The organism is Hymenobacter qilianensis, from assembly GCF_014638675.1.
Lineage (GTDB): Bacteria > Bacteroidota > Bacteroidia > Cytophagales > Hymenobacteraceae > Hymenobacter > Hymenobacter qilianensis.
In genome coordinates this window covers 1200765-1220054 of record NZ_BMFN01000001.1, presented here as the reverse complement: position 1 = coordinate 1220054, position 19290 = coordinate 1200765, and the positions used below count along the sequence as shown (strand labels likewise).

The 19290-nt window shown below is 55.7% G+C and carries 16 protein-coding genes; 7 read left to right on the top strand and 9 right to left on the bottom strand.

What is annotated here, in order from left to right:
• Window positions 1–39 precede the first annotated feature (39 nt).
• Entirely contained in the window at window positions 40–1869 is a 1830-nt protein-coding gene (locus IEW06_RS05195; RefSeq protein ID WP_187733598.1) for a tetratricopeptide repeat protein, read from the top strand.
• 262 nt (window positions 1870–2131) lie between these two features.
• Complete coding sequence (gene recJ, locus IEW06_RS05190; protein WP_188547606.1) at window positions 2132–3859, top strand: single-stranded-DNA-specific exonuclease RecJ; 1728 nt, start codon at window positions 2132–2134, stop codon at window positions 3857–3859.
• Window positions 3860–3873: 14 nt separating this feature from the next.
• Here recJ and IEW06_RS05185 read toward each other — a convergent pair whose 3' ends face one another.
• Genes IEW06_RS05185 through IEW06_RS05175 form a run of 3 tightly spaced genes read right to left on the bottom strand, consistent with a single transcriptional unit; the run spans window position 3874 to window position 5944 of the window.
• Window positions 3874–4266 carry a GtrA family protein gene (locus tag IEW06_RS05185; RefSeq protein ID WP_188547605.1) on the bottom strand — a complete coding sequence of 131 codons (393 nt, stop codon included), beginning with the start codon at window positions 4264–4266 and terminating at the stop codon, window positions 3874–3876.
• Between the two features lie 15 nt (window positions 4267–4281).
• Entirely contained in the window at window positions 4282–5517 is a 1236-nt protein-coding gene (locus tag IEW06_RS05180; protein ID WP_187733600.1) for a glycosyltransferase family 87 protein, read from the bottom strand.
• A 58-nt stretch (window positions 5518–5575) separates the two neighbouring features.
• Complete coding sequence (locus IEW06_RS05175; RefSeq protein WP_187733601.1) at window positions 5576–5944, bottom strand: DoxX family protein; 369 nt, start codon at window positions 5942–5944, stop codon at window positions 5576–5578.
• A gap of 152 nt (window positions 5945–6096) precedes the next feature.
• Here IEW06_RS05175 and IEW06_RS05170 point away from each other — a divergent pair, with 152 nt between their 5' ends.
• The 4 genes from IEW06_RS05170 (at window position 6097) to IEW06_RS05155 (ending at window position 11133) form a co-directional block, all read left to right on the top strand.
• Window positions 6097–7947: a M61 family metallopeptidase gene (locus IEW06_RS05170; RefSeq protein ID WP_188547604.1), complete on the top strand. Its 1851-nt coding sequence runs from the start codon at window positions 6097–6099 to the stop codon at window positions 7945–7947.
• A 160-nt stretch (window positions 7948–8107) separates the two neighbouring features.
• Window positions 8108–8839 (top strand): LPS export ABC transporter ATP-binding protein, encoded by a 732-nt coding sequence (gene lptB, locus IEW06_RS05165; protein ID WP_187734211.1) that lies wholly within the window; start codon window positions 8108–8110, stop codon window positions 8837–8839.
• A gap of 176 nt (window positions 8840–9015) precedes the next feature.
• The gene (locus IEW06_RS05160; RefSeq protein WP_188547603.1) at window positions 9016–10533 is read left to right on the top strand and encodes a GH3 auxin-responsive promoter family protein; all 1518 of its coding nucleotides are present in this window, start codon (window positions 9016–9018) and stop codon (window positions 10531–10533) included.
• A 120-nt stretch (window positions 10534–10653) separates the two neighbouring features.
• A complete protein-coding gene (locus IEW06_RS05155; RefSeq protein ID WP_187733603.1) occupies window positions 10654–11133 on the top strand; it encodes a toxin-antitoxin system YwqK family antitoxin in 480 nt (159 codons plus the stop codon).
• A gap of 403 nt (window positions 11134–11536) precedes the next feature.
• Here IEW06_RS05155 and IEW06_RS05150 read toward each other — a convergent pair whose 3' ends face one another.
• From IEW06_RS05150 to IEW06_RS05135, 4 genes are all read right to left on the bottom strand, one after another.
• The gene (locus tag IEW06_RS05150; RefSeq protein WP_188547600.1) at window positions 11537–12307 is read right to left on the bottom strand and encodes a TIGR00266 family protein; all 771 of its coding nucleotides are present in this window, start codon (window positions 12305–12307) and stop codon (window positions 11537–11539) included.
• Window positions 12308–12485: 178 nt separating this feature from the next.
• The gene (locus IEW06_RS05145; protein WP_187733604.1) at window positions 12486–12866 is read right to left on the bottom strand and encodes a hypothetical protein; all 381 of its coding nucleotides are present in this window, start codon (window positions 12864–12866) and stop codon (window positions 12486–12488) included.
• A gap of 137 nt (window positions 12867–13003) precedes the next feature.
• Window positions 13004–14545 (bottom strand): glutamate--tRNA ligase, encoded by a 1542-nt coding sequence (gene gltX / locus IEW06_RS05140; protein ID WP_187733605.1) that lies wholly within the window; start codon window positions 14543–14545, stop codon window positions 13004–13006.
• A 124-nt stretch (window positions 14546–14669) separates the two neighbouring features.
• Window positions 14670–15059: a RidA family protein gene (locus IEW06_RS05135; RefSeq protein WP_188547598.1), complete on the bottom strand. Its 390-nt coding sequence runs from the start codon at window positions 15057–15059 to the stop codon at window positions 14670–14672.
• Window positions 15060–15144: 85 nt separating this feature from the next.
• Here IEW06_RS05135 and IEW06_RS05130 point away from each other — a divergent pair, with 85 nt between their 5' ends.
• The gene (locus tag IEW06_RS05130) at window positions 15145–15828 is read left to right on the top strand and encodes a 3-hydroxyacyl-CoA dehydrogenase family protein (protein ID WP_229743045.1); all 684 of its coding nucleotides are present in this window, start codon (window positions 15145–15147) and stop codon (window positions 15826–15828) included.
• Between the two features lie 8 nt (window positions 15829–15836).
• Here the strand turns inward: IEW06_RS05130 and IEW06_RS05125 are convergent, their stop codons facing one another.
• Together IEW06_RS05125 and glmS are read right to left on the bottom strand one after the other, a co-directional pair.
• Entirely contained in the window at window positions 15837–17300 is a 1464-nt protein-coding gene (locus IEW06_RS05125; protein ID WP_229743044.1) for a DUF6056 family protein, read from the bottom strand.
• Between the two features lie 90 nt (window positions 17301–17390).
• Window positions 17391–19226 carry a glutamine--fructose-6-phosphate transaminase (isomerizing) gene (gene glmS, locus IEW06_RS05120; protein WP_188547594.1) on the bottom strand — a complete coding sequence of 612 codons (1836 nt, stop codon included), beginning with the start codon at window positions 19224–19226 and terminating at the stop codon, window positions 17391–17393.
• Between the last annotated feature and the right edge of the window lie 64 nt (window positions 19227–19290).

The following is a 19290-nucleotide window of genomic DNA, read 5'->3' as shown; positions in this document are numbered from 1 at the left end:
CCGTAACCAGTTATTTGCACACGTCACTAATCCGCTGCTATGCTGTTCCCTGATCTTCGTCAGCTTCGTTTCGCTCTTTTAATCCTGCTAAGTGTGGCGCTGGCCGTGCCACTGCATGCTCAGCAGGAGGGCGGCGACATTGCCCTGGCCCGCGAGTACGTCCGTAAAGGCGAGTTCGAGAAAGCGGCTTTCCTCTTCAACCGCCTGCGCGCCGACGAGCAATTGGCCCCCAACGTGCTGCCCGATTACGTGGGCGCTTTGCAAAATCTGAAGCGCCACAAAGACGCGGAGAAGCTGGTGAAGAAAGCCATTCGGCAGCAGCCCAAGGAAATAAGCTACGGCGTGCTGCTGGGGGGCATTTATACCGCCAGCGGCGACCAGTCGGCAGCCAACAAGCAATATGAGAAGGTAGTAAGCCAGCTCGCGGCCGAGCAGGTGGTACCCGTAGCGACGGAGTTTATGAAGCGTAAGCTGCCGGAGTGGGCTGAGAAAACCTATCTGCGCGGACGCCAGCTGGCCGGCAACGAAACCGAATTTGCCCCCCAGCTTATTCAGCTTTACACCCAGAGCGGGCAAAATGCCCCCCTGATGGCCGAAACCCTGCGCCTCATCCGCGACGACGACCGGCAATTGCCCTTCGTGCGCAACATGCTTCAGAACAGCCTGCGCGAGGAAAAGGACTTCGAGGCGCTGGAGAAAATCCTGCTCACCAACGTGCAGCAGAACCCCGATCAGGTAGTGTACAGCGAACTGCTGCTGTGGCTGCAGGTGCAGCGCCGCGACTTCACCGGCGCCCTCGTGCAGGCCAAGGCCCTCGACCGCCGCGCCCGCGCCGAGGGTGGCCGCGTGCTCGACCTCGCCGCTATTGCCCAGCGCAACAAAGACTATGAAAGTGCCATTGCCGGCTATGAGTACGTGATTCGGGAGCATAAGCAGGGACCATTTTACCCGGTGGCCCGGCAGCGCCTGGTGCAAACCCGCGAGGAGCAGGTGCGCAATACCTTTCCCGTGGATGTGGCCAAAATCCGCAGCCTCATTACCGAGTATGAGCAGGTGCTAACCGAATTGGGCCGCACGCCCGAAACCGCTCCGGTGCTGCGCAATATGGCTACGCTCTACGCTTTTCAGCTCGCCGATAAGCCCAAAGCCATGGCCCTTTTGCAACAGGTAATTGATATGCCCCGCGCGAGCCTGACGGTGGTAGACGACGCCAAGCTCAATCTGGCTGATATCTATCTGCTGCGCAATGAGCCCTGGGAGGCCACGCTGCTGTATTCGCAAGTGGAAAAGTCGCACAAGGATTCGCCCGTGGGCTACGACGCCAAGCTGCGCAACGCCCGCCTGAACTACTACGCCGGCAACTTCAAGCTGGCCCAGAGCCACCTCGATATTCTAAAGCAGGCCACCAGCCGCGAAATCGCCAACGATGCCATGCAGCTCAGCCTGCTCATTACTGATAATACCGCCCAGGATACGTCTGGCGTGGCCCTGCGTGAGTATGCGGCCGTAGAGCAGCTGGTATTCCAGAACAAGTTGACAGAAGCGTTGAAGGGCCTCGATAACCTCTTGCAGAAATATCCCGGCCACGCCCTCACCGACGACGCCTGGTATCTGAAAGGCCAGCTTCAGCGCCGAACCGGCGACTATCAAGGGGCAATTTCGACGCTCAGCCGCATCACCGGCAATCCCAAATACGACGTGCTCAGCGACGATGCCCTCTTCCTGACGGCCACTATTATGGAAGAAGACGTGAAAGATCAGGCCAAGGCCCAGGAGCTCTACAATCAGGTGCTGGTGAAGTATCCGGGGAGTATTTATGTAGCCGAGGCCCGCAAGCGGTTCCGCAAGCTGCGCGGGGATAATTCGTAGGGGAAGAAAAGCAACGTCAAATCCTCCCGTCCGCGCTACGAGAAGAAAACGAACAGCAGCGCAATAAACAGGATGAAAACCAGGTACATCAGGCCATCGGTGAGGATGTATTGCCGGTATTGCTGGTAAAACGCGCGGAGCTTTTTCATAAAACGCTGGGACCGAAGGCTGGGGGGCAAAAATACGGATTCGTGGGCGGCGCGCGGTTTTTCTGCTTACTTTTGAAGTCGCCGCCGGCTCTCGGCGACCCCCGCCGAATAGTATGGAAAAGAGATGGATTCGTAAGCCCGTGCCTGAGCCCGCCACCGTGCGGCAACTGGCCGATGCACTACGCGTAAACGAGGCCATTATTAGCTTACTCTGTCAGCGAGAGGTGAGTTCTTTTGAGGAAGCGCGCGCGTACTTCCGGCCCGTGCTCCAGGAGCTTCCCAACCCCTTGCGCATGCGCGACATGGACCGTGCCGTGGAGCGCCTCGTGCGCGCCCTGCATGAGGGCGAGCGGGTGCTCGTATTCGGCGACTATGACGTGGACGGCACTACTTCAGTGGCCGTGGTGTACTCGTATTTGCTCCCGCTTTTTGGCCCCAAGCGCATCGACTACTACATTCCCGACCGCTACCAGGAGGGTTACGGGGTTTCGGAAGCCGGCATTGACTACGCCGCTCAGCATGGCTACGCGCTGATTATTGCGCTGGACTGCGGCGTGAAATCAGTAGATAAAGTAACCTATGCCAACACCCGTGGCGTCGATTTTATCATCTGCGACCATCACTTGCCTGGTCAGGAATTGCCCCCCGCCGTGGCCGTGCTCGACCCCAAGCGCACCGACTGTGAGTACCCATATAAGGAGTTGTCGGGCTGTGGTGTAGGCTTCAAGCTTATGCAGGCCCTGGGCGAGCACCTGGGTCTGGACGAAGAGCCGCTTCATGAGCTGCTTGATTTGCTGGCTGTTAGTATTGCGGCCGATATCGTGCCCATTACCGGCGAAAACCGCATTTTGGCGTATCATGGGCTTCGCTTGCTCAATGACCCCCAGCGCTCCCAGCGCCCCGGCCTCGATGCCCTGCGCGAGTTGGCTGGCTTAGGCGTAAATGAGCTGAATATCACGAGCCTGGTTTTCGGATTTTCCCCGCGTATCAATGCCGCTGGTCGCATGGGCGATGCCAAACGCTCGGTAGCAATGCTGCTGGCGCAGTCCAAGGAGGAAGCTAAGGAGAAAGCCGGCGTCGTGGACAAAACCAATCAGGAGCGGCGCGGCTTCGACACCAGTACCACGAAGGAGGCGCTGCAAATGATTGAGGACGACGCGGTGCTGCGCACGGCTAGCTCCACGGTGCTCTTCAAGCAGGATTGGCACAAGGGCGTGGTGGGCATTGTAGCCTCGCGCTGCCTCGACAAATACTACCGCCCCACCATTATCCTCACGGCCAGCAACGACGGCAAAGCCACTGGCTCGGCACGCTCCGTGGTGGGCTTCGATGTGCACGAGGCCATCGGGGAGTGTGCCGACCTGCTCGACCAGTTTGGGGGGCATATGTACGCGGCCGGCCTCACGCTGCCCGTCGAAAACGTGCCGGCTTTCCGCGAAAAGTTTGAGCGCATCGTGGCCAGCCGCATCCTGCCCGAACAGATGATTCCGCCCGTTGAAATTGACGGCGTACTCAAGCTGAAGGATATAACGCCGGGCTTCTTTAACCTGCTGCGGCAAATGGAGCCATTCGGGCCAGGCAACTCCAACCCGGTATTTGAGTCGCAAAACGTATATATCGTACCCCATTCGGCGCGTATTGTTGGCAACTCTCACCTCAAGCTCGTGCTCACCCAGGATGGTCACCACACGGTAGATGCCATCGGTTTTGGACTAGGTGAATACCTCGACCGCATTATGCAGGGAAGCCCCTTCAGTGTGTGCTACACGGTGGAAATGAATGAGTTCCGGGGCGCAAAAAAACTTCAGCTGCGCCTGAAGGACATTCGCTGGGAAGAGTAAATCCCGCTTCCGAATTAAGCAAACGTATAAAAAGCGTTAATCACGAAATTCCAGATCACGACTACGCCGGTAGAAATCAGCTTAGCGACGTAAAACGGCACTTTCCAGCGCTGATACAGCCAGCGCAGGAGCAAGGTGTTCAGGCCTAATCCGATAATTGCGGCCAGCGCGAAATATCCGAACTGACCCAGAATAGCAGGGTCGTGGCTTCGAAAAGTCCAGATGCGGTTCAGGAAGAAATTGACGCAGGTAGCCACGCTGAAGCCAATAGCATTGGCTACATACGGATTCAGCCGTAGCTTCTCTTTGGCCAGATATGTTAGGCTGAAATCGACTGCTACCCCAAAGCCTCCCACCACGCCATACTTGACCAGCTTCATCAATAATTGAGCGTATTCGGGGGGCATAAAGCAGGGGAGAAGCTAGACGGAAAGAGAAGCGGCAGGCGCCGCCGTAGCGGGTATTTTGGAGGCTGAGGCAGGCTGGGGGGCAAAATCGCGGGTTAGCAGCTCCACCGTCAGGCGCGCCCACACAAAGATGCAGGGCACGGCTTTGAGCACGTAAGGCACCACGTAGGCCTTACGCAGGAAGCGCGGAAACAGATCGGTGGGGGAGAGCACCGTGAACAGAACGACGCTGCACAAAAGCACCAGATCGGGCCAGCGCCGGCTGGGCTGCAAGCTCCACCACAGCCCCACGCCGGCCACCGCAATAACGAACGTAGGCGACTCGGCCTTATGATTGAACACGACTACCCACAGCAGCACCGCCGCCAGCATGCCCGTCCGAAACGCTGCGTGCTGGTATTGCTGAAATCGCAGCAGCGGCAGGCAGAACAGCGCTGCTCCTACCAGTACCACGGCCGTCTTGGGGGGCAAAAATCCGAACCATGTTTCCAGCCAGCCCATCACTGAGAGCCCGAAGGAAGCCGAATGGTCAGCCTTGAGCATAACGACCCAGCTCTGATATTGGGCCAGTAACTCAGCGGGCGATACGACTACCAGCGGCAGCAGCGCCAGCACGATTCCCAGCCCCACCGACCACAGCACGAAACGCACCCGCTGCCGCGGATACAGCCAGAACAGCACGAAAGCCACCAGTCCGAACAGCTTCACGAACACGCTCAGCAACAGCCACAGGGCCGCTCTTCCCGGCCGGGCACGCTCCAGCGCCACTGCCGCCCCAATAATCAAACCTGCCACCAGCCCGTTGCTCTGGGCATTTTGCATAGAAGTCAGCAGCTCAATGGCCGACAGCCACAGTACCACGCGGCGGGCTCTGGTATCAATGGTGGGCAGTTGTTGCACGGCCCAGTAGAGCGCAGCGGCGTTCAGCGCATTCCAGCCCAGCAGGCCTATAAAATTGGGCAATACCGCAAACGGGCCCATGAGCAGGGCAAACGTGGGACTGTACTTATACAAATCGTACTGCTCCACCAGGTGCAGAATGTACATATCCTGGCCCTGCAACAGGTGGTAAAACGCGTTGCGGAAGATGATGTAGTTATTGTAGTTGGTATAAGGCAGATTGCTGCTCTTTAGAAACTGCACCACCGTAGCGGCCACCGTCAGCAGGACATAGACGGCCGGCAAACTGGCGGGGTGGTTCACCAGCCGCTGCCAGCGAGTAGAAGAAGACGGTAGAGTAGTGGTTGGCATATAACACGGAAAGCTGGGGGGCAAAAGTACGAGCTAACCTATAAGCTAAGGTTCTGAGTTAGTCCGGTTTTGTATGTCGCCATGCCCAGGCAATGAGCACCAGCTGCAACGGCAGCCGGCCCCACACCAGCCACTCAGGCAAATGAAATAAGGTGTCATTGGCCTGAGCCATATACATGTTTGCGGGCAGTACGGCTATAAATAAGGCCACCGTACCCCAGGCCGCCCAACGCCTGGTTTGTCGGAAAAAAAGCCCCAGTCCCAGCCCGATTTCGCACAGGCCACTCAGGTATACCAGCAGGAGCGGAGCTGGCAGATACGGCGGCATAATGCGCAGATACGGCGCCGGCGCTACAAAATGCAGCACTCCGGCCACCACGAGCAGCAGGCCAAGTGCATAGCGACTAACAGTAGTAGAACGAGTCATGCTGGGGGGCAAAATAAGGGCGTATCTGGCGTCGAACTGCAGTATAGGGAATCCGGCTCGGCTATTCTGCGTTGAAAAGAATTCGCGGAGAGCAATGGTTACCTTGTGCGCTCGTTTTAACCGCTCCTTCCCTTCCCTGATACTCTTATTGCATGAAAATTCTTGGTCTTGCCCTCGGGCTTGGATTAGGGGCCGCCGTAGCGGCTCAGGCGCAGAAGCCAGCTTCCGCAGGCTATCAGATTGCCGTCGATTTGCAGAATGTGACTAATGATCAGGTGCGCGTGGTCGTGAATACGCCCCCCGTGAAAGAGTCGCAGGTATCGTATGTGATGCCTTCGGTGGTGCCGGGCTCTTACTCCAAAAAGGACTACGGCCGCTTCGTTACCAGCTTCAAGGCTTTCGACAAAAAAGGCAGAGCCCTGAAAGTCACGCAGCCTAATCCTAACCTGTTTGTTATCAGCAAGGCCAAAAACCTGACGCGCCTTGAGTACTTAGTGGATGATACCTGGGACGCCAAGCAGGGCGACGATTTTATCTTCCAGCCCGGCGGCACCAACTTCGAAGCGGGCAACAACTACGTGCTCAACCACTACGGGCTGTACGGCTACCTGGAGGGCTACAAAATGGCGCCTTACCAGGTAACGGTAGCCAAGCCCGCCGACCTCTACGGCGCTACTTCCCTGGAAAAAAAGGCCCCCACGCCCACTCAGGATGTATTTACGGCGCCTAACTACGTCGATCTGGCCGACGGCCCGATCCTTTACAGCCGCCCCGACACAACCAGCTTCGCTACCGGCGGCGCCCGCATTGGCGTATCGGTGGTATCGGAAACGGGCCAGATAAAGGCCGCCGACGTGCGCGAAATCATGCGCCCCATGGCCGAAGCCCTGACCCAGTTTTTCGGGCAAATGCCCGTGCCGAAATACCATTTCCTGATGTATTTCCCGGCTTTAGGCTCCCCGCTGATCAGCAAAGACGGCGGTTTTGGCGCCATGGAGCACTCGTATTCCTCGGTGTATTTCCTGCCCGAGTTCCCCGACTCAGCGCGCCTGCGCAGCATGGTGCAGGAGGTAGCCTCCCACGAGTTCTTGCACATGCTGGCGCCGCTGAACATCCATAGCCGCGAGATAGGTGAGTTCGACTTTCGCGACCCCAAAATGTCGCAGCACTTGTGGCTGTACGAGGGCGTAACCGAGTACTTCGCTCAGCTCGTGCAGGTGCGTGGCGGCCTGGTAACGCCCGATGCCTTCCGGGAAAAGATGAAGGAGAAAATCGACAACGCCTCCAAGTTCAAGGATGTGTCGTTTACGGAGATGAGCCGCAATATTCTGGTGCCGCCCTACAAGGATATGTACCAGAACGTGTACGATAAAGGCGCCCTGATTGGCCTCTTGCTCGATATCCGCATTCAGGAGCTGAGCCAGGGCCGCCAGAGCCTGCGCGATGTGCTCCTGACCTTGCGCCAGAAGTACGGCCCCACGCGCTCCTTCGAGGACGATAAGCTTATCCCGGAAATTGTGGCCCTCACGAATCCGCAGATTCAGCAGTTCTTCGATCAGTATGTTATTGGCAATCAGCCTTTGCCTTACGCCGAGTATTTCGCCAAAATAGGCTGGCGCTACGCTCCCACGGAGCAAAGTAAAGTACTGGCCTTTGGCCGTTTAGGCTTTGGCTATGATACCGAAAAGCAACAGTTCAAAGTAGCTTCCACCGCGCCCGATCAGAACGCTTTCGGCCTGCAAGACGACGATGTGATTCTGGCTGTGAATGGCACCAAGCTGGATATGTCGAATGCCGAAAAGCTCCTGCGCCCGTTGGTAGAGCCAACCACGGCCGCGCCCGTGAAAGTGCGCTTTCAATCCAAAGACCAAAAAGCCCCCCAGGAGCGCCAGGCAACACCCCAGGAGTTTGAGGTAGAGCTGACCAACGTGGTAGAGGCCAGTCCGGCCCCCACGCCCGCTCAGCAAGCTTTGCGTATGCAGCTGCTGTCTCCTAAGGCGTAATTAAATTTAAGCGTAATAAAGGCGGTTATGCAGAGGCGGAGCCGAAGCATCTCGCGCGCTGAAGTGAGATTAATAATCCCGCTAAACACGCGAGATGCTTCGGCGTCGCCTCTGCATGACCGCTAAGTTTAAAACCCGCCAACCGTCCTACCTTTACCCCATGATTTTACGCGCCGACCACCTGATCAAAACCTACAAGGCCCGCACCGTGGTCAACGACATGAGCGTAACTGTGGAGCAGGGCGAAATTGTGGGTTTGCTGGGGCCGAATGGGGCTGGCAAAACCACCTGCTTTTACATGATTGTGGGCATGGTGAAGCCGAACTCAGGCTCCATACACCTCGACAATGAAGATATTACGAAGCTGCCCATGTTTCGGCGGGCTCAGCGCGGAGTAGGTTATCTGGCGCAGGAAGCGTCCGTTTTTCGCGACTTGACGGTGGAGGAAAATATCTTGGCGGTGCTGGAGATGACGGATCTGCCAAAGCAAGCTCAGCGTGATAAGGTAGAGGAATTGCTCAATGAGTTCAGCCTCACCCATGTGCGCAAAAACCTGGGTCGGGTGCTTTCCGGCGGGGAGCGGCGCCGCACCGAAATTGCCCGCGCTCTGGCCGTCGACCCCAAATTCGTTCTCCTCGACGAGCCCTTTGCCGGCGTTGACCCCATCGCCGTGGAGGAGATTCAGGGAATCGTGGCCAAGCTCAAGCACAAGAATATCGGCATCCTCATCACCGACCACAACGTGAACGAAACGCTCAGCATCGTCGATCGGGCGTATCTGCTGTTCGAAGGCAAGCTGCTCAAAGCCGGCACCGCCGAAGAGCTGGCCGCCGATGAAACCGTGCGCCGTGTATACTTAGGCAAGCATTTCGAGTATAAGCGCAAGATCTAGCGCCGTAAATGGCCGTCATGCAGAGCATATGGCGCATCAAGCCAGGGACGAAACATCTCGCGTGCTCACGTCTGATTAGTAATCTTGGTAAACACGCGAGATGTTTCATCTCTGCTTCATGCGCAGAATGCTCTGCATGACGGTCACGAGAGTACAACCCCATTGCTTAGGCAACAATGATTGACTCAATTATTACCTGGGCCGTGCAGCGGCGATTGACTGCTATCAACCACTTTCGGAGCCACCCGCACGAGGTGCAGCGCGAACTGTTACGGGGGCTGCTCCACACGGCACAGGCTACGGAATGGGGACAGCGCTACGGCTTCGCCGACGCCTTCGACGGCCGCGAGCTGGCCCAGCGTCTGCCCGTTAGCAGCTACGAAGACTTGTACCCTGCCATTGAGCGAGTATTGAAGGGCGAGCCCAACGTACTGTGGCCGGGCCAGGTGACGTGGTTTGCCAAATCCAGCGGCACGACCAACGCGCGGAGCAAGTACATTCCCGTCACCCGCGAATCGTTGGATGCGGGCCATTACCGCGCCGGCCGCGACATGGTGGCGCTGGCTACGGCGCTGTATCCGTCGGAGCGGATTCTGGGGGGCAAAACCTTGTCTCTGGGCGGCACGCACGGCCCCAACCCTTTTCGCCCCGACGACTCCAGCTCCCGCGTCGGCGATGTGTCGGCGGTCATCATGCAGAATTTGCCCCGGTGGGCTGAGTTCCTGCGCACTCCTCCGCTGGAGTTGGCCTTGCTGGATGAGTGGGAAGAGAAAATTGAGCGCATTGCCCGCCACGTACAGCACGTCGATGTGACTACGCTGGCGGGGGTGCCTACCTGGATGATGCTGTTGCTGCGCCGCGTAACGGCCTTAGCCGGCGCCGATTATATCACGGAGGTTTGGCCCAACCTGCGCCTTTTTCTGCACGGCGCGGTAGCCTTTGGGCCTTATCGGGCGCTGTTCAAGGAGCTGATTCCGCACGAGCGCATGCGCTACCTGGAGATTTATAATGCCTCGGAAGGCTACATCGCGGTGCAGGACGAGCCTGACTCGGAAGATCTGCTGCTCCTGCTCGACCACGGCATTTTCTACGAGTTTATCCCTGCTGATCAGTTTGAGGCAGAGAATCCGCGCACCCTTCAGCTGGATGAAGTAGAGCTTGGGCGCAGCTATGCCTTGGTAATCAGTACCAATGCCGGACTATGGCGCTACAAAATCGGCGATACGGTGCGTTTTACCTGTCTGGCGCCTTATCGTATCCGCATCACTGGGCGCACCAAGCATTTTCTGAATGCTTTCGGCGAGGAAGTCGTGATTGAAAATGCCGACGCCGCTATTGCTGCCGCCTGCCAGGCTACTGGTACCACCGTGCGCGACTACACGGCCGCGCCCATCTACTTCGATGCGTCGGCTGGTTCCCGCGGCGGCCATCAGTGGCTTATCGAGTTCACAAAAATGCCCCCCAGCCCCGACCAGTTCGTTGCCGTGCTGGACCACACGCTGCGCCAGCTCAATTCCGACTACGACGCCAAGCGGCACCGTGACATGGCGCTGGCTCCGCCCCAGCTTACGGTAGCTCCGGCGGGCACATTTGAGCGTTGGCTGGCCAGCAAAGGCAAGCTTGGCGGGCAGCATAAAGTGCCTCGCTTAAGCAACTCGCGAGAACTGCTAGACGAAATTCTGCGCATTTTATAGACTCATGACCAGCTAATTAAACCCGAATATGAGGTTTGAAAAAAGCGGTTCTTTAGTTGAAACTACCAGCGGCGTGCCGCGCGTTGTTGTTACTCCGCTTTAACTTCAACCAGCACCCGTATGCGTCAGAAACTTTGGATTGTAGCCCTGGGGCTGTGGCTCTCGTCCTGTGCTAGCTCAGCTTCTACCGCTACCTCACGCAACCGGCTACCCATCGGATTTTGGTCACTTAATGAGTACGACCGCACCGGCGAGCGACACGGCCGATGGAACGCCTATTATGATGAGCAGTACCAGAAAATAGGTACTAAAGGGCGTTTCAAACATGGCCAGCCAGTCGGGCGCTGGCGCTACTATGGTCTGTCAGGCGTACTAGAGCGGCAGGAGGTTTATTTGCGCCGGCCGGCTGGTCGGCAGCTTATTACTTATTATCACCCCAATGGCCGGGTGGCAAAACGCGGGCAAGCACAATTCGAGACCGACGCTACCGACGCGCACTTTTACTGGCTGGGCGACTGGATTTCGTACTCACCCAGCGGGCAGGCCGAGAAAGTAGAAACGTACCATACGGGCAAGCTGCAATCGGTGAGGAAGCTCTAAGTGCATTGCTGCTGAAACAGGACTTAAGGCTTAGCACTTTAGGTGGTTATTAAATGCGCGAAAATAAAGATGATATATAACTATTTTAGACGGCATTATTGTTGATATATTACGGGGGTATTGACTTTGTGCAAATCTCAAACGATTAGACTTCACACTGTGCCCGCCCCTACTACCCGCTCCCGCTCCTATGTTTCCCGCCGCAACTCTACTTCTAAAGAGGGCGAGCTTTCTTCGCTGAGTGCCATCCTGACTATGGGGTTTATCTGCGCCTTAGTTTGCACATTAGTCGTTAGCATTGGCTTCATAGCCACGCAGCTTTAGCAACGGTTGATAAGCCCGCGCAATAACATAGAGTCAAGAATGTGCTCCGTAGCGATGACGCGAGCTTACATGTGTGGTCTTACTCCTCTAGGAAGCTGCTCAGTATACCGCCGCTTTCCTTTTTGGCATTGCCGCCATTGGGCATGAGCGCCTGAATTAGTTTCTTGACGGGCATCGATTGGACCCATACTCTACCGGTGCCGCGCAAGGTAGCCAGCATCAACCCTTCGCCGCCGAAAATCATTGATTTTAGCCCCCCAGCGCGCACAATGTCGAAGTCGATGCTGGGCTCGAAGGCAACTACGCAGCCGGTATCCACGCGCAGCAATTCATTATTCAGCTGCCTCTCAATGACGGTGCCGCCGGCGTGAATAAAGGCTTTGCCATCGCCCGTGAGCTTCTGGAGGATAAAGCCTTCGCCCCCGAAAAAGCCCGCACCCAGGCGGCGGTTAAAGTGAATTGCGACTTTCGTGCCGCGCGCCGCCGCCAGAAACCCGTCTTTCTGCACAATCAGTCCTTGCGGCAGCGTGCGCAAATCAAGCGGAAGAATGGTGCCCGGATACGGTGCCGAAAACGCCACCCGGCTTTTGCCATAGCCGCCACGATGCGTAAAATGCGTCATAAACAACGACTCGCCCGTGAGCAGGCGCGACCCCGCCGAGAAAATCTTGCCCATCAGTCCCTGATCAGGCTCCGACCCATCGCCCATCTTCGTTTCGAAAGCAATAGCCTCATCCATATACACCATCGCGCCGGCTTCGGCAATGACGGTTTCGTTCGGGTCGAGCTCTACCTCGAGCACCTGAATATCGTTGCCCAGAATGCGGTAGTCTACGTCGTGGGATTGCATAGCGAAAGAGAGAAAAGCAAAAGTTTCTCAAGTATAGTGAAATGCTATGATTGCATGGAAGATTGACCGCTGACTTATGATTTTCTACTATGTCAGTGCTCAGGCTAGGTAGTTGACACTTACTAAAAAAGCCCCCCAATGGTTGTTGGGGGGCTTTTTTAGTAGAGTAGATGCGGCGCTATTCGGGCGATTCGGTGGTTGGAATCATCTCTTCCTCATCAGAATCATCGGCCGCGCCGCGTGGTGATTTCTTGGGCTTCTTGGCCTCGCGGCTCGTGCGGCGCATAAATTCCTCTTCCGTTTCTTCTGGCTCGGGCGTGCCCTCTTCCAGCGGAAACTCTTCGTCTTCTTCGATTTTCTCGCCGAACTGCCCATCGCGGTTCACCAGCTTCTTGTCACGCACGTGGCGGTTCAGAAACTGGTTGACCTCTTCGATGGTATAGGTGGAGGTGATTTCGCCCAGCGGATTGATTTTTATCTCAAAGCCTTCCAGGTCTTTGTGTACCCTAGCCTTCTTTTCCGGGTCGTTTTTCTTCTTTTTGACGGGTTTCTTAGCCATATCGTCGTCCTTTTTCGGTGTGTTAGGTCACAGCACCCTGCTCCAAAACGCAAAGGCCGCCCCGTAGCAATACGGCGCGGCCCCTGTAGTGGATGCAGAAAGTAGCAGCAGCACGAAATGATGCCCCTACATCAGAGTTATTGTGGCAATTTCTGCACGGCTGTTTCGATGCGCTGAGCCGTTTCAGCGGGCCCGATAATGCTCATCGTAGCCATCAGGTCGGGGCCGGCGCTTACGCCCGTTACCACCACGCGCAGTGCTTGTAGCACCTGCCCAATCTTGATGCCCTGGCGCTCAAGTACCTGGGTAAGCAGCGCTCTAATGCCATCGGGTGAAGTATCGGAAGAGTTAGGCAACTCACGGGCAAATTCGGTTAGCGCGGCGGCCGTAGGCGCGTTCCACTTCTTGGCTATCACCTGCTCATCGTAGGTGGTTGGGGCCTGAAAGAAATACTGCGCTTCCCGCCAGAAATCCTGAGGGAACGTTACGCGCTCCTTCATCACGCTGGCAATCAGTACGGCTTTTTCCTCCGAGCACTCGATGTTGTGCTCGCGCAAAGCGGCCAGCAGGTACTGCGCCAGCTCAGTGTCGGGCTTGGCTCGCAGGTACTGCTCGTTGTACCAGCGCACCTTGTTCTGGTCGAAGCGGGCCGGCGACTTGCTCACGCGCTCAATCGAGAAAGACTCGATCAGCTCGTCCATCGTAAACAGCTCCTGCTGCGAACCGGGATTCCAGCCCAAAAACGCCAAGAAGTTGATAAAAGCCTCGGGCAGATAGCCGCTTTCACGGTAGCCACTGCTGACAGTCGGTTCACCAGTTTCGGCGTCTATGCCGTGCCATTCGAGCGGGAAAACAGGGAAGCCGAGCTTATCGCCGTCGCGCTTGCTAAGCTTGCCAGTGCCATCGGGCTTAAGCAGCAGCGGCAAGTGGGCAAACTGTGGCATGGTACCTTCCCAGCCCAGATAGCGATACAGCAGCACGTGCAGCGGCGCCGAGGGCAGCCACTCTTCGCCCCGAATCACGTGGGTAATCTCCATCAGATGATCGTCCACGATGTTGGCCAAATGGTACGTCGGCATTCCATCCGACTTCATCAGGACCTTATCATCAATGGCCGAAGAATGCACTACTACCCAGCCTCGTATCAAATCCTGGAAGCGTACCTCTTCTTTGCGGGGCACTTTCAAGCGGATAACGTAGGGCGTATCGCTGGCCAATAGCTCTTTTACCTCATCTTCGGGCAAGGTAAGGGAGTTGCGCATCTGGTTGCGCGTGATGGCGTTGTACTGCGGATTAGGCACCTTGGCAGCCGTAAGGCGGGCGCGCATGGCGTCCAGGTCCTCAGGCGTATCGAAGGCGTAGTAAGCGTGGCCACTGTCGATGAGCTGCTGAGCGTATTGCCGGTACATGGGCTTGCGCTCACTCTGACGATAGGGCGCATGCGGGCCGCCTTGCTCCGGGCCTTCGTCAATCTGGATGCCGGCCCAATGCAGGGCTTCCATGATGTACTTTTCGGCGCCGGGCACGAAGCGGTTCTGATCGGTATCCTCAATGCGAAGCAGCATTTTGCCCCCCAGCTTGCGGGCCAGTAGGTAATTATACAGCGCGGTGCGCACGCCGCCAATGTGCAGCGGCCCCGTAGGGCTGGGCGCAAATCGCACCCGAACTTCTCTTTCCATACAAACAAAAATTCGCGCTCAGACTAAAAAAACGCGGCGCGAAGGTACGACAAAACCGCCCGTTGCCGGCTGGCTCGGGCGGGTTTGTCGTTGGGTGATAACAACGAAGATGCGCCTGATCTTATCAGGCTCGAACGGCTACGCAGGAAATTTCAACCTGTACGTCTTTGGGCAGTCGGCTAACTTCTACGGTTTCGCGAGCAGGCGCGTAATCAGCCTCAAAGTAGCTGCCGTAGATGTCGTTGATAAGACCAAAATTACCAAGGTCTTTTACGAAGATGCTGCACTTTACCACATCGCGCAGAGTGAGGCCAGCAGCCTGAAGCACGGCTTGCAGATTACGCATTACCTGATGCGTTTCGGCCGTCACGTCGCCGTTGCCAACAAGCTGGCCCGTGTGCGCATCCAGGGCAATTTGACCCGAAATATAAACCGTGTTGCCTGCCTGAATACCTTGGCTATAGGGGCCGATGGGAGCCGGCGCGTCGGGGGAATAAATGATGGTGGGGGGCATTTTGGTAGGGTTGTGAGGAAGGAAGGTATCTTTAAGCCGAAACTTACGAGAAAATATGCACCTGCTGATTATTGGAGCAAATCATATGGAAGCTGAATTTCGCCAGAAGTTCGGCTCGGAGCATGAGTATACATTCCTGTCCTTGCTCTTCGATGACATCCAACCGGACAAAGATCATAAGCTTGTTTACGACGAGTATATGGCGGCATTTGAATTAGCACTCCGGACTGCTACTGCACTTTTCTTCTATAGATCCGATGGTTACTTTGGTTTTGAGAAAACAGCTAAGCATGTAGTGTTTTTTGAAACCTCATCTCAAAGTGTCGCCGATTTAGGAAAGGAAGCGCCCCTCACTTTCGGCTTCTGCGGCCTGCCAACGCTTCTGAACCGTCCGCTGCTGGAAGTCAGTCTAAACGACCCCGAAAATGCCCCCCAGCTTGCTGAAATCTGTGCCGCACTAGGGACTGATTACCGCGTGGTGCAGGACCGCGTAGGCCTGGTTACGCCGCGGGTAGTGTGCATGCTAATTAACGAGGCGTGCTATACGTTGCAGGAAGGCACAGCCAGCATTCAGGACATTGACAAGAGTATGAAGCTGGGCACCAGCTACCCGCGCGGGCCATTTGAGTGGGCCAATCTGATAGGGGTTGGTCGGGTATACGATGTGCTGGAGTCGCTGTGGCAGGATACGCATGAGGAGCGCTACAAGGTGTGTCCGCTGCTGAAAACCATGCATTTGCGCGGCGAGTCTTTTCGGCTTGCAGAGTAAAGCGGTATCTACTTGGAGCTGGTTTGAATACTGCTTTTACCAAAAAACTCTGCGTAAGCCAGATTTGTCCAGCTATTAGGGTTACTACCAAGGTCAAGAAAGAGTATAGTCCTGGGCGGATTCTGCAATGGTTCTACTATCTCCTTTCGGCGCGTTGAGGCGCGCAGATATGTATAACGAGCGGTTAGCTGAGCATCATAGCGTGCGCCGGCACCCCCCAGCCAGTCCTGGTAGGCGGCAACTACATTGTTTTGTTGCCGATTAACGCGCATTTGAAAATGGGAGGTCATAAAAAACCCAAAAAATAACCACCCAAAGAGCACCCAGCGAACAAGAGTAGGTAGCGAATTTGGCAGCCAATGGAAGCGCTGCCACACCAACCGGGCCCAGGCATAGGCATGCAGAAACCAGCCTCCTATAAAGAATAGATACAGTACATTAAGCGACCGGGGTGGCATCAAGTGGTTGCTGATCGAGTAGCCCATTGTTAAGACAGCCACCATCGTAACCACCATGAAGAGCCCAATAAAAAAGGGGTTTTGCGCCACCCGATTCAGTGGCAGGTCTGGTATGCGGCTTAGTCGGTGGCCAAGGGGCAGAAGGAGCAGCGTAATGGCTGGCAGCACGCCATTACCCGTCCAGTCAATCAAGCAACGATAAGCGGCCGAAGCGGCGTGGTGCACGCAATCGAGCAGCCTGATATAGCGAGTAGCCTGGTTGAGTCGTACGTAGTTGCCAGGAGCTGCAAACGCCACTATACAAGCACCTAACAGTACAGCGCACAGGAATAGATAATCCCAGTCGAGGCGGCGGTGCTGTATATAACGAAGCGCCGTAAAGCCAAGCAGCCCGATTAGCAGCGGTAACGAGTTTGTTTCGTTGCTGCCTACTAAAAGCACCGTCAGCAAAGCACTTATCAGTAGACATTTGCGCCTAGCTGCCCGAGTTGGCGCGCTAGCGTGGCTCACTAATGCAGCCAGCAGAATCAAGGTTAAGGAAGCTGGCAGCAGGTAATTGTAAGCGCTGGTAATCCAGTAGATCCCTTCGGCCGGACTCGGCATTTGAAGTAGAAACAGGGCTACAAACACGCCACTACTCAGCCACAGGTACTTTTGCTGAAACTGCTCACCCAGGAGGGCGCGAAATAGCAAATAGCATGCACCTAATAAAAGCAGCAAAACCAATAGGCAGACGAGCCCATAGCCCTCTGTGGTATTGCCATAAGCTACTGGATTAAGCAATGACTGAAATGCGAGAGAAGTGTATCTGCCCGACCATTGCAGGTAGGTGAACCCGATATAGCCCCAGTGTCCATGCTTTCGAACGTCATTGCCAGTGAGAAAGTCATCTCCCGAAGGATGAGCGTACCAACACAGGGCAATGAATGGCAGCAGGCTAAGTGCGACAATCAAAGCTATGGCTACAGCACTAAAGGTCTTGCTATAGTAAGTATTGGATAAAGCTTTTCTCATTAAATTCCGAAAGGAGGGCTGCTGAAGTTCATAGTTCATAAAAAAGCCCCCCAGAAATATTCTGAGGGGCTTTTTTATATAATAGACGTCTTACTCCACTGTCACCGACTTGGCCAGGTTACGGGGCTGATCGACGTTGCAGCCGCGCAGCACGGCAATGTGGTAGGAGAGTAGCTGCAACGGCACCACTGACACAAGCGGCATCAGCACCTCACTGGTAGCAGGCACTTCGATGACGAACTCGGCCATTGCCGGAATCACCTGGTCACCCTCGGTTACTACGGCAATAATGCGGCCCTTGCGGGCTTTCACTTCCTGAATGTTGGAAACAACTTTCTCGTAAGAGCTGTCTTTGGTCGCAATAACCACCACCGGCATGTTCTCGTCAATCAGGGCGATGGGGCCGTGCTTCATCTCGGCGGCAGGGTAGCCTTCAGCGTGTATATAGCTGATTTCCTTTAGCTTAAGTGCGCCCTCCAATGCTACAGGGAAGTTGTAGCCCCGGCCCAGGTACAGGAAGTTTGGAACGTCTTTGAAGATTTCGGCAATCTGCTTAATCTCAGTATCAAGGAGCAAGGCCTGCTCTACTTTCGAAGGAATATTGCTCAGCTCCACCATCAACTCCCGCAGCTTCACGTCGGATAAGGTGCCGCGCTTGTGGCCCACAATCATGGCCAACAGCGTAAGCACCGTTACCTGCGCCGTAAATGCCTTCGTGGACGCTACGCCGATTTCGGGGCCAGCATGGGTATACGCACCGGCATCAGTAGCGCGGGCGATGCTGCTGCCCACTACATTGCAGATTCCGAAAATGGTTGCCCCCTTGCTCTTCGCCAGCTCAATAGCAGCCAGTGTATCAGCGGTTTCGCCCGACTGGGAAATGGCAATAACAATATCACGCTCCGAAATAACCGGATTGCGGTAGCGGAATTCCGAAGCGTATTCTACTTCTACCGGAATGCGCGCCAAGTCTTCGAGCAGGTATTCGGCTACCAAGCCCGCGTGCCACGATGTACCGCAAGCCACGATGATAATGCGCTGGGCGTTTACAAACTTCTGCTCGTAGGCCCGCACACCGCCCATGTTCAAGTGGCCGGCTTCCAACTCCAGACGACCACGCATGGAATCGAGAATAGAACGAGGCTGCTCAAAGATTTCCTTGAGCATAAAGTGCTCGTAACCACCTTTCTCGATGCTTTCGAGCTCCAGCTCCAGCTTCTGAATATACGGCGTTTGGCTAACGTCCTCTTTCGAGCGGATTTCCAGCTTGCCATCCCGAATAACCACTAGCTCATAGTCATTCACATACACTACCTCGTTGGTGTACTCGATGATGGGTGTCGCGTCGGAAGCGAGGAAGAACTCGTCTTTGCCAACGCCAATAACCAAAGGCGAGCCTTTGCGGGCCGCGATTAGCTGGTTTGGGTTGTCCTTACTTAACACTACAATAGCGTAAGCGCCCACCACTTCGTGCAAAGCCAGGCGAACCGCTTCTTCCAGAGAACAGTTATTCTGCTTCTTGATTTCCTCAATCAGGTTAACGAATACTTCGGTATCGGTATCTGAATGAAATACGTGGCCTTGCTGCTGCAAGTGGGTTTTCAGTGCAGCATAGTTCTCAATAATGCCATTATGAATGATGGCAATACGCTCGGAGGTAGAATAGTGCGGGTGAGCATTGGCATCGTTGGGCTCGCCATGCGTTGCCCAGCGCGTATGACCCATTCCGATTTGAGCGTGGGTATCCTTCTCTTCAATGAAATCAACCAGCTCCTGAACCTTGCCTTTCTTTTTGTATACGTTCAGAGTATCATTGAGCAGGGCCACGCCGGCCGAGTCATAACCGCGATATTCTAGGCGGCGTAAGCCTTTGATAATAATGGGGCAGGCTTCACGATAGCCGATGTAAGCAACGATTCCGCACATAGCGCGTCAGGAAATTATAGTTTTGAAAAAAGGAAGGCGGCCCGCCTCCGGCACAAAGGTCGTG

What these genes read in the sequence shown, in the direction of transcription:
- IEW06_RS05195 (WP_187733598.1), top strand. Translation starts at nt 40, where the DNA reads ATGCTGTTCCCTGATCTTCGTCAGCTTCGTTTCGCTCTTTTAATCCTG.
- recJ (WP_188547606.1), top strand. Translation starts at nt 2,132, where the DNA reads ATGGAAAAGAGATGGATTCGTAAGCCCGTGCCTGAGCCCGCCACCGTG.
- IEW06_RS05185 (WP_188547605.1), bottom strand. Translation starts at nt 4,266, where the DNA reads ATGCCCCCCGAATACGCTCAATTATTGATGAAGCTGGTCAAGTATGGC.
- IEW06_RS05180 (WP_187733600.1), bottom strand. Translation starts at nt 5,517, where the DNA reads ATGCCAACCACTACTCTACCGTCTTCTTCTACTCGCTGGCAGCGGCTG.
- IEW06_RS05175 (WP_187733601.1), bottom strand. Translation starts at nt 5,944, where the DNA reads ATGACTCGTTCTACTACTGTTAGTCGCTATGCACTTGGCCTGCTGCTC.
- IEW06_RS05170 (WP_188547604.1), top strand. Translation starts at nt 6,097, where the DNA reads ATGAAAATTCTTGGTCTTGCCCTCGGGCTTGGATTAGGGGCCGCCGTA.
- lptB (WP_187734211.1), top strand. Translation starts at nt 8,108, where the DNA reads ATGATTTTACGCGCCGACCACCTGATCAAAACCTACAAGGCCCGCACC.
- IEW06_RS05160 (WP_188547603.1), top strand. Translation starts at nt 9,016, where the DNA reads ATGATTGACTCAATTATTACCTGGGCCGTGCAGCGGCGATTGACTGCT.
- IEW06_RS05155 (WP_187733603.1), top strand. Translation starts at nt 10,654, where the DNA reads ATGCGTCAGAAACTTTGGATTGTAGCCCTGGGGCTGTGGCTCTCGTCC.
- IEW06_RS05150 (WP_188547600.1), bottom strand. Translation starts at nt 12,307, where the DNA reads ATGCAATCCCACGACGTAGACTACCGCATTCTGGGCAACGATATTCAG.
- IEW06_RS05145 (WP_187733604.1), bottom strand. Translation starts at nt 12,866, where the DNA reads ATGGCTAAGAAACCCGTCAAAAAGAAGAAAAACGACCCGGAAAAGAAG.
- gltX (WP_187733605.1), bottom strand. Translation starts at nt 14,545, where the DNA reads ATGGAAAGAGAAGTTCGGGTGCGATTTGCGCCCAGCCCTACGGGGCCG.
- IEW06_RS05135 (WP_188547598.1), bottom strand. Translation starts at nt 15,059, where the DNA reads ATGCCCCCCACCATCATTTATTCCCCCGACGCGCCGGCTCCCATCGGC.
- IEW06_RS05130 (WP_229743045.1), top strand. Translation starts at nt 15,145, where the DNA reads ATGGAAGCTGAATTTCGCCAGAAGTTCGGCTCGGAGCATGAGTATACA.
- IEW06_RS05125 (WP_229743044.1), bottom strand. Translation starts at nt 17,300, where the DNA reads ATGAGAAAAGCTTTATCCAATACTTACTATAGCAAGACCTTTAGTGCT.
- glmS (WP_188547594.1), bottom strand. Translation starts at nt 19,226, where the DNA reads ATGTGCGGAATCGTTGCTTACATCGGCTATCGTGAAGCCTGCCCCATT.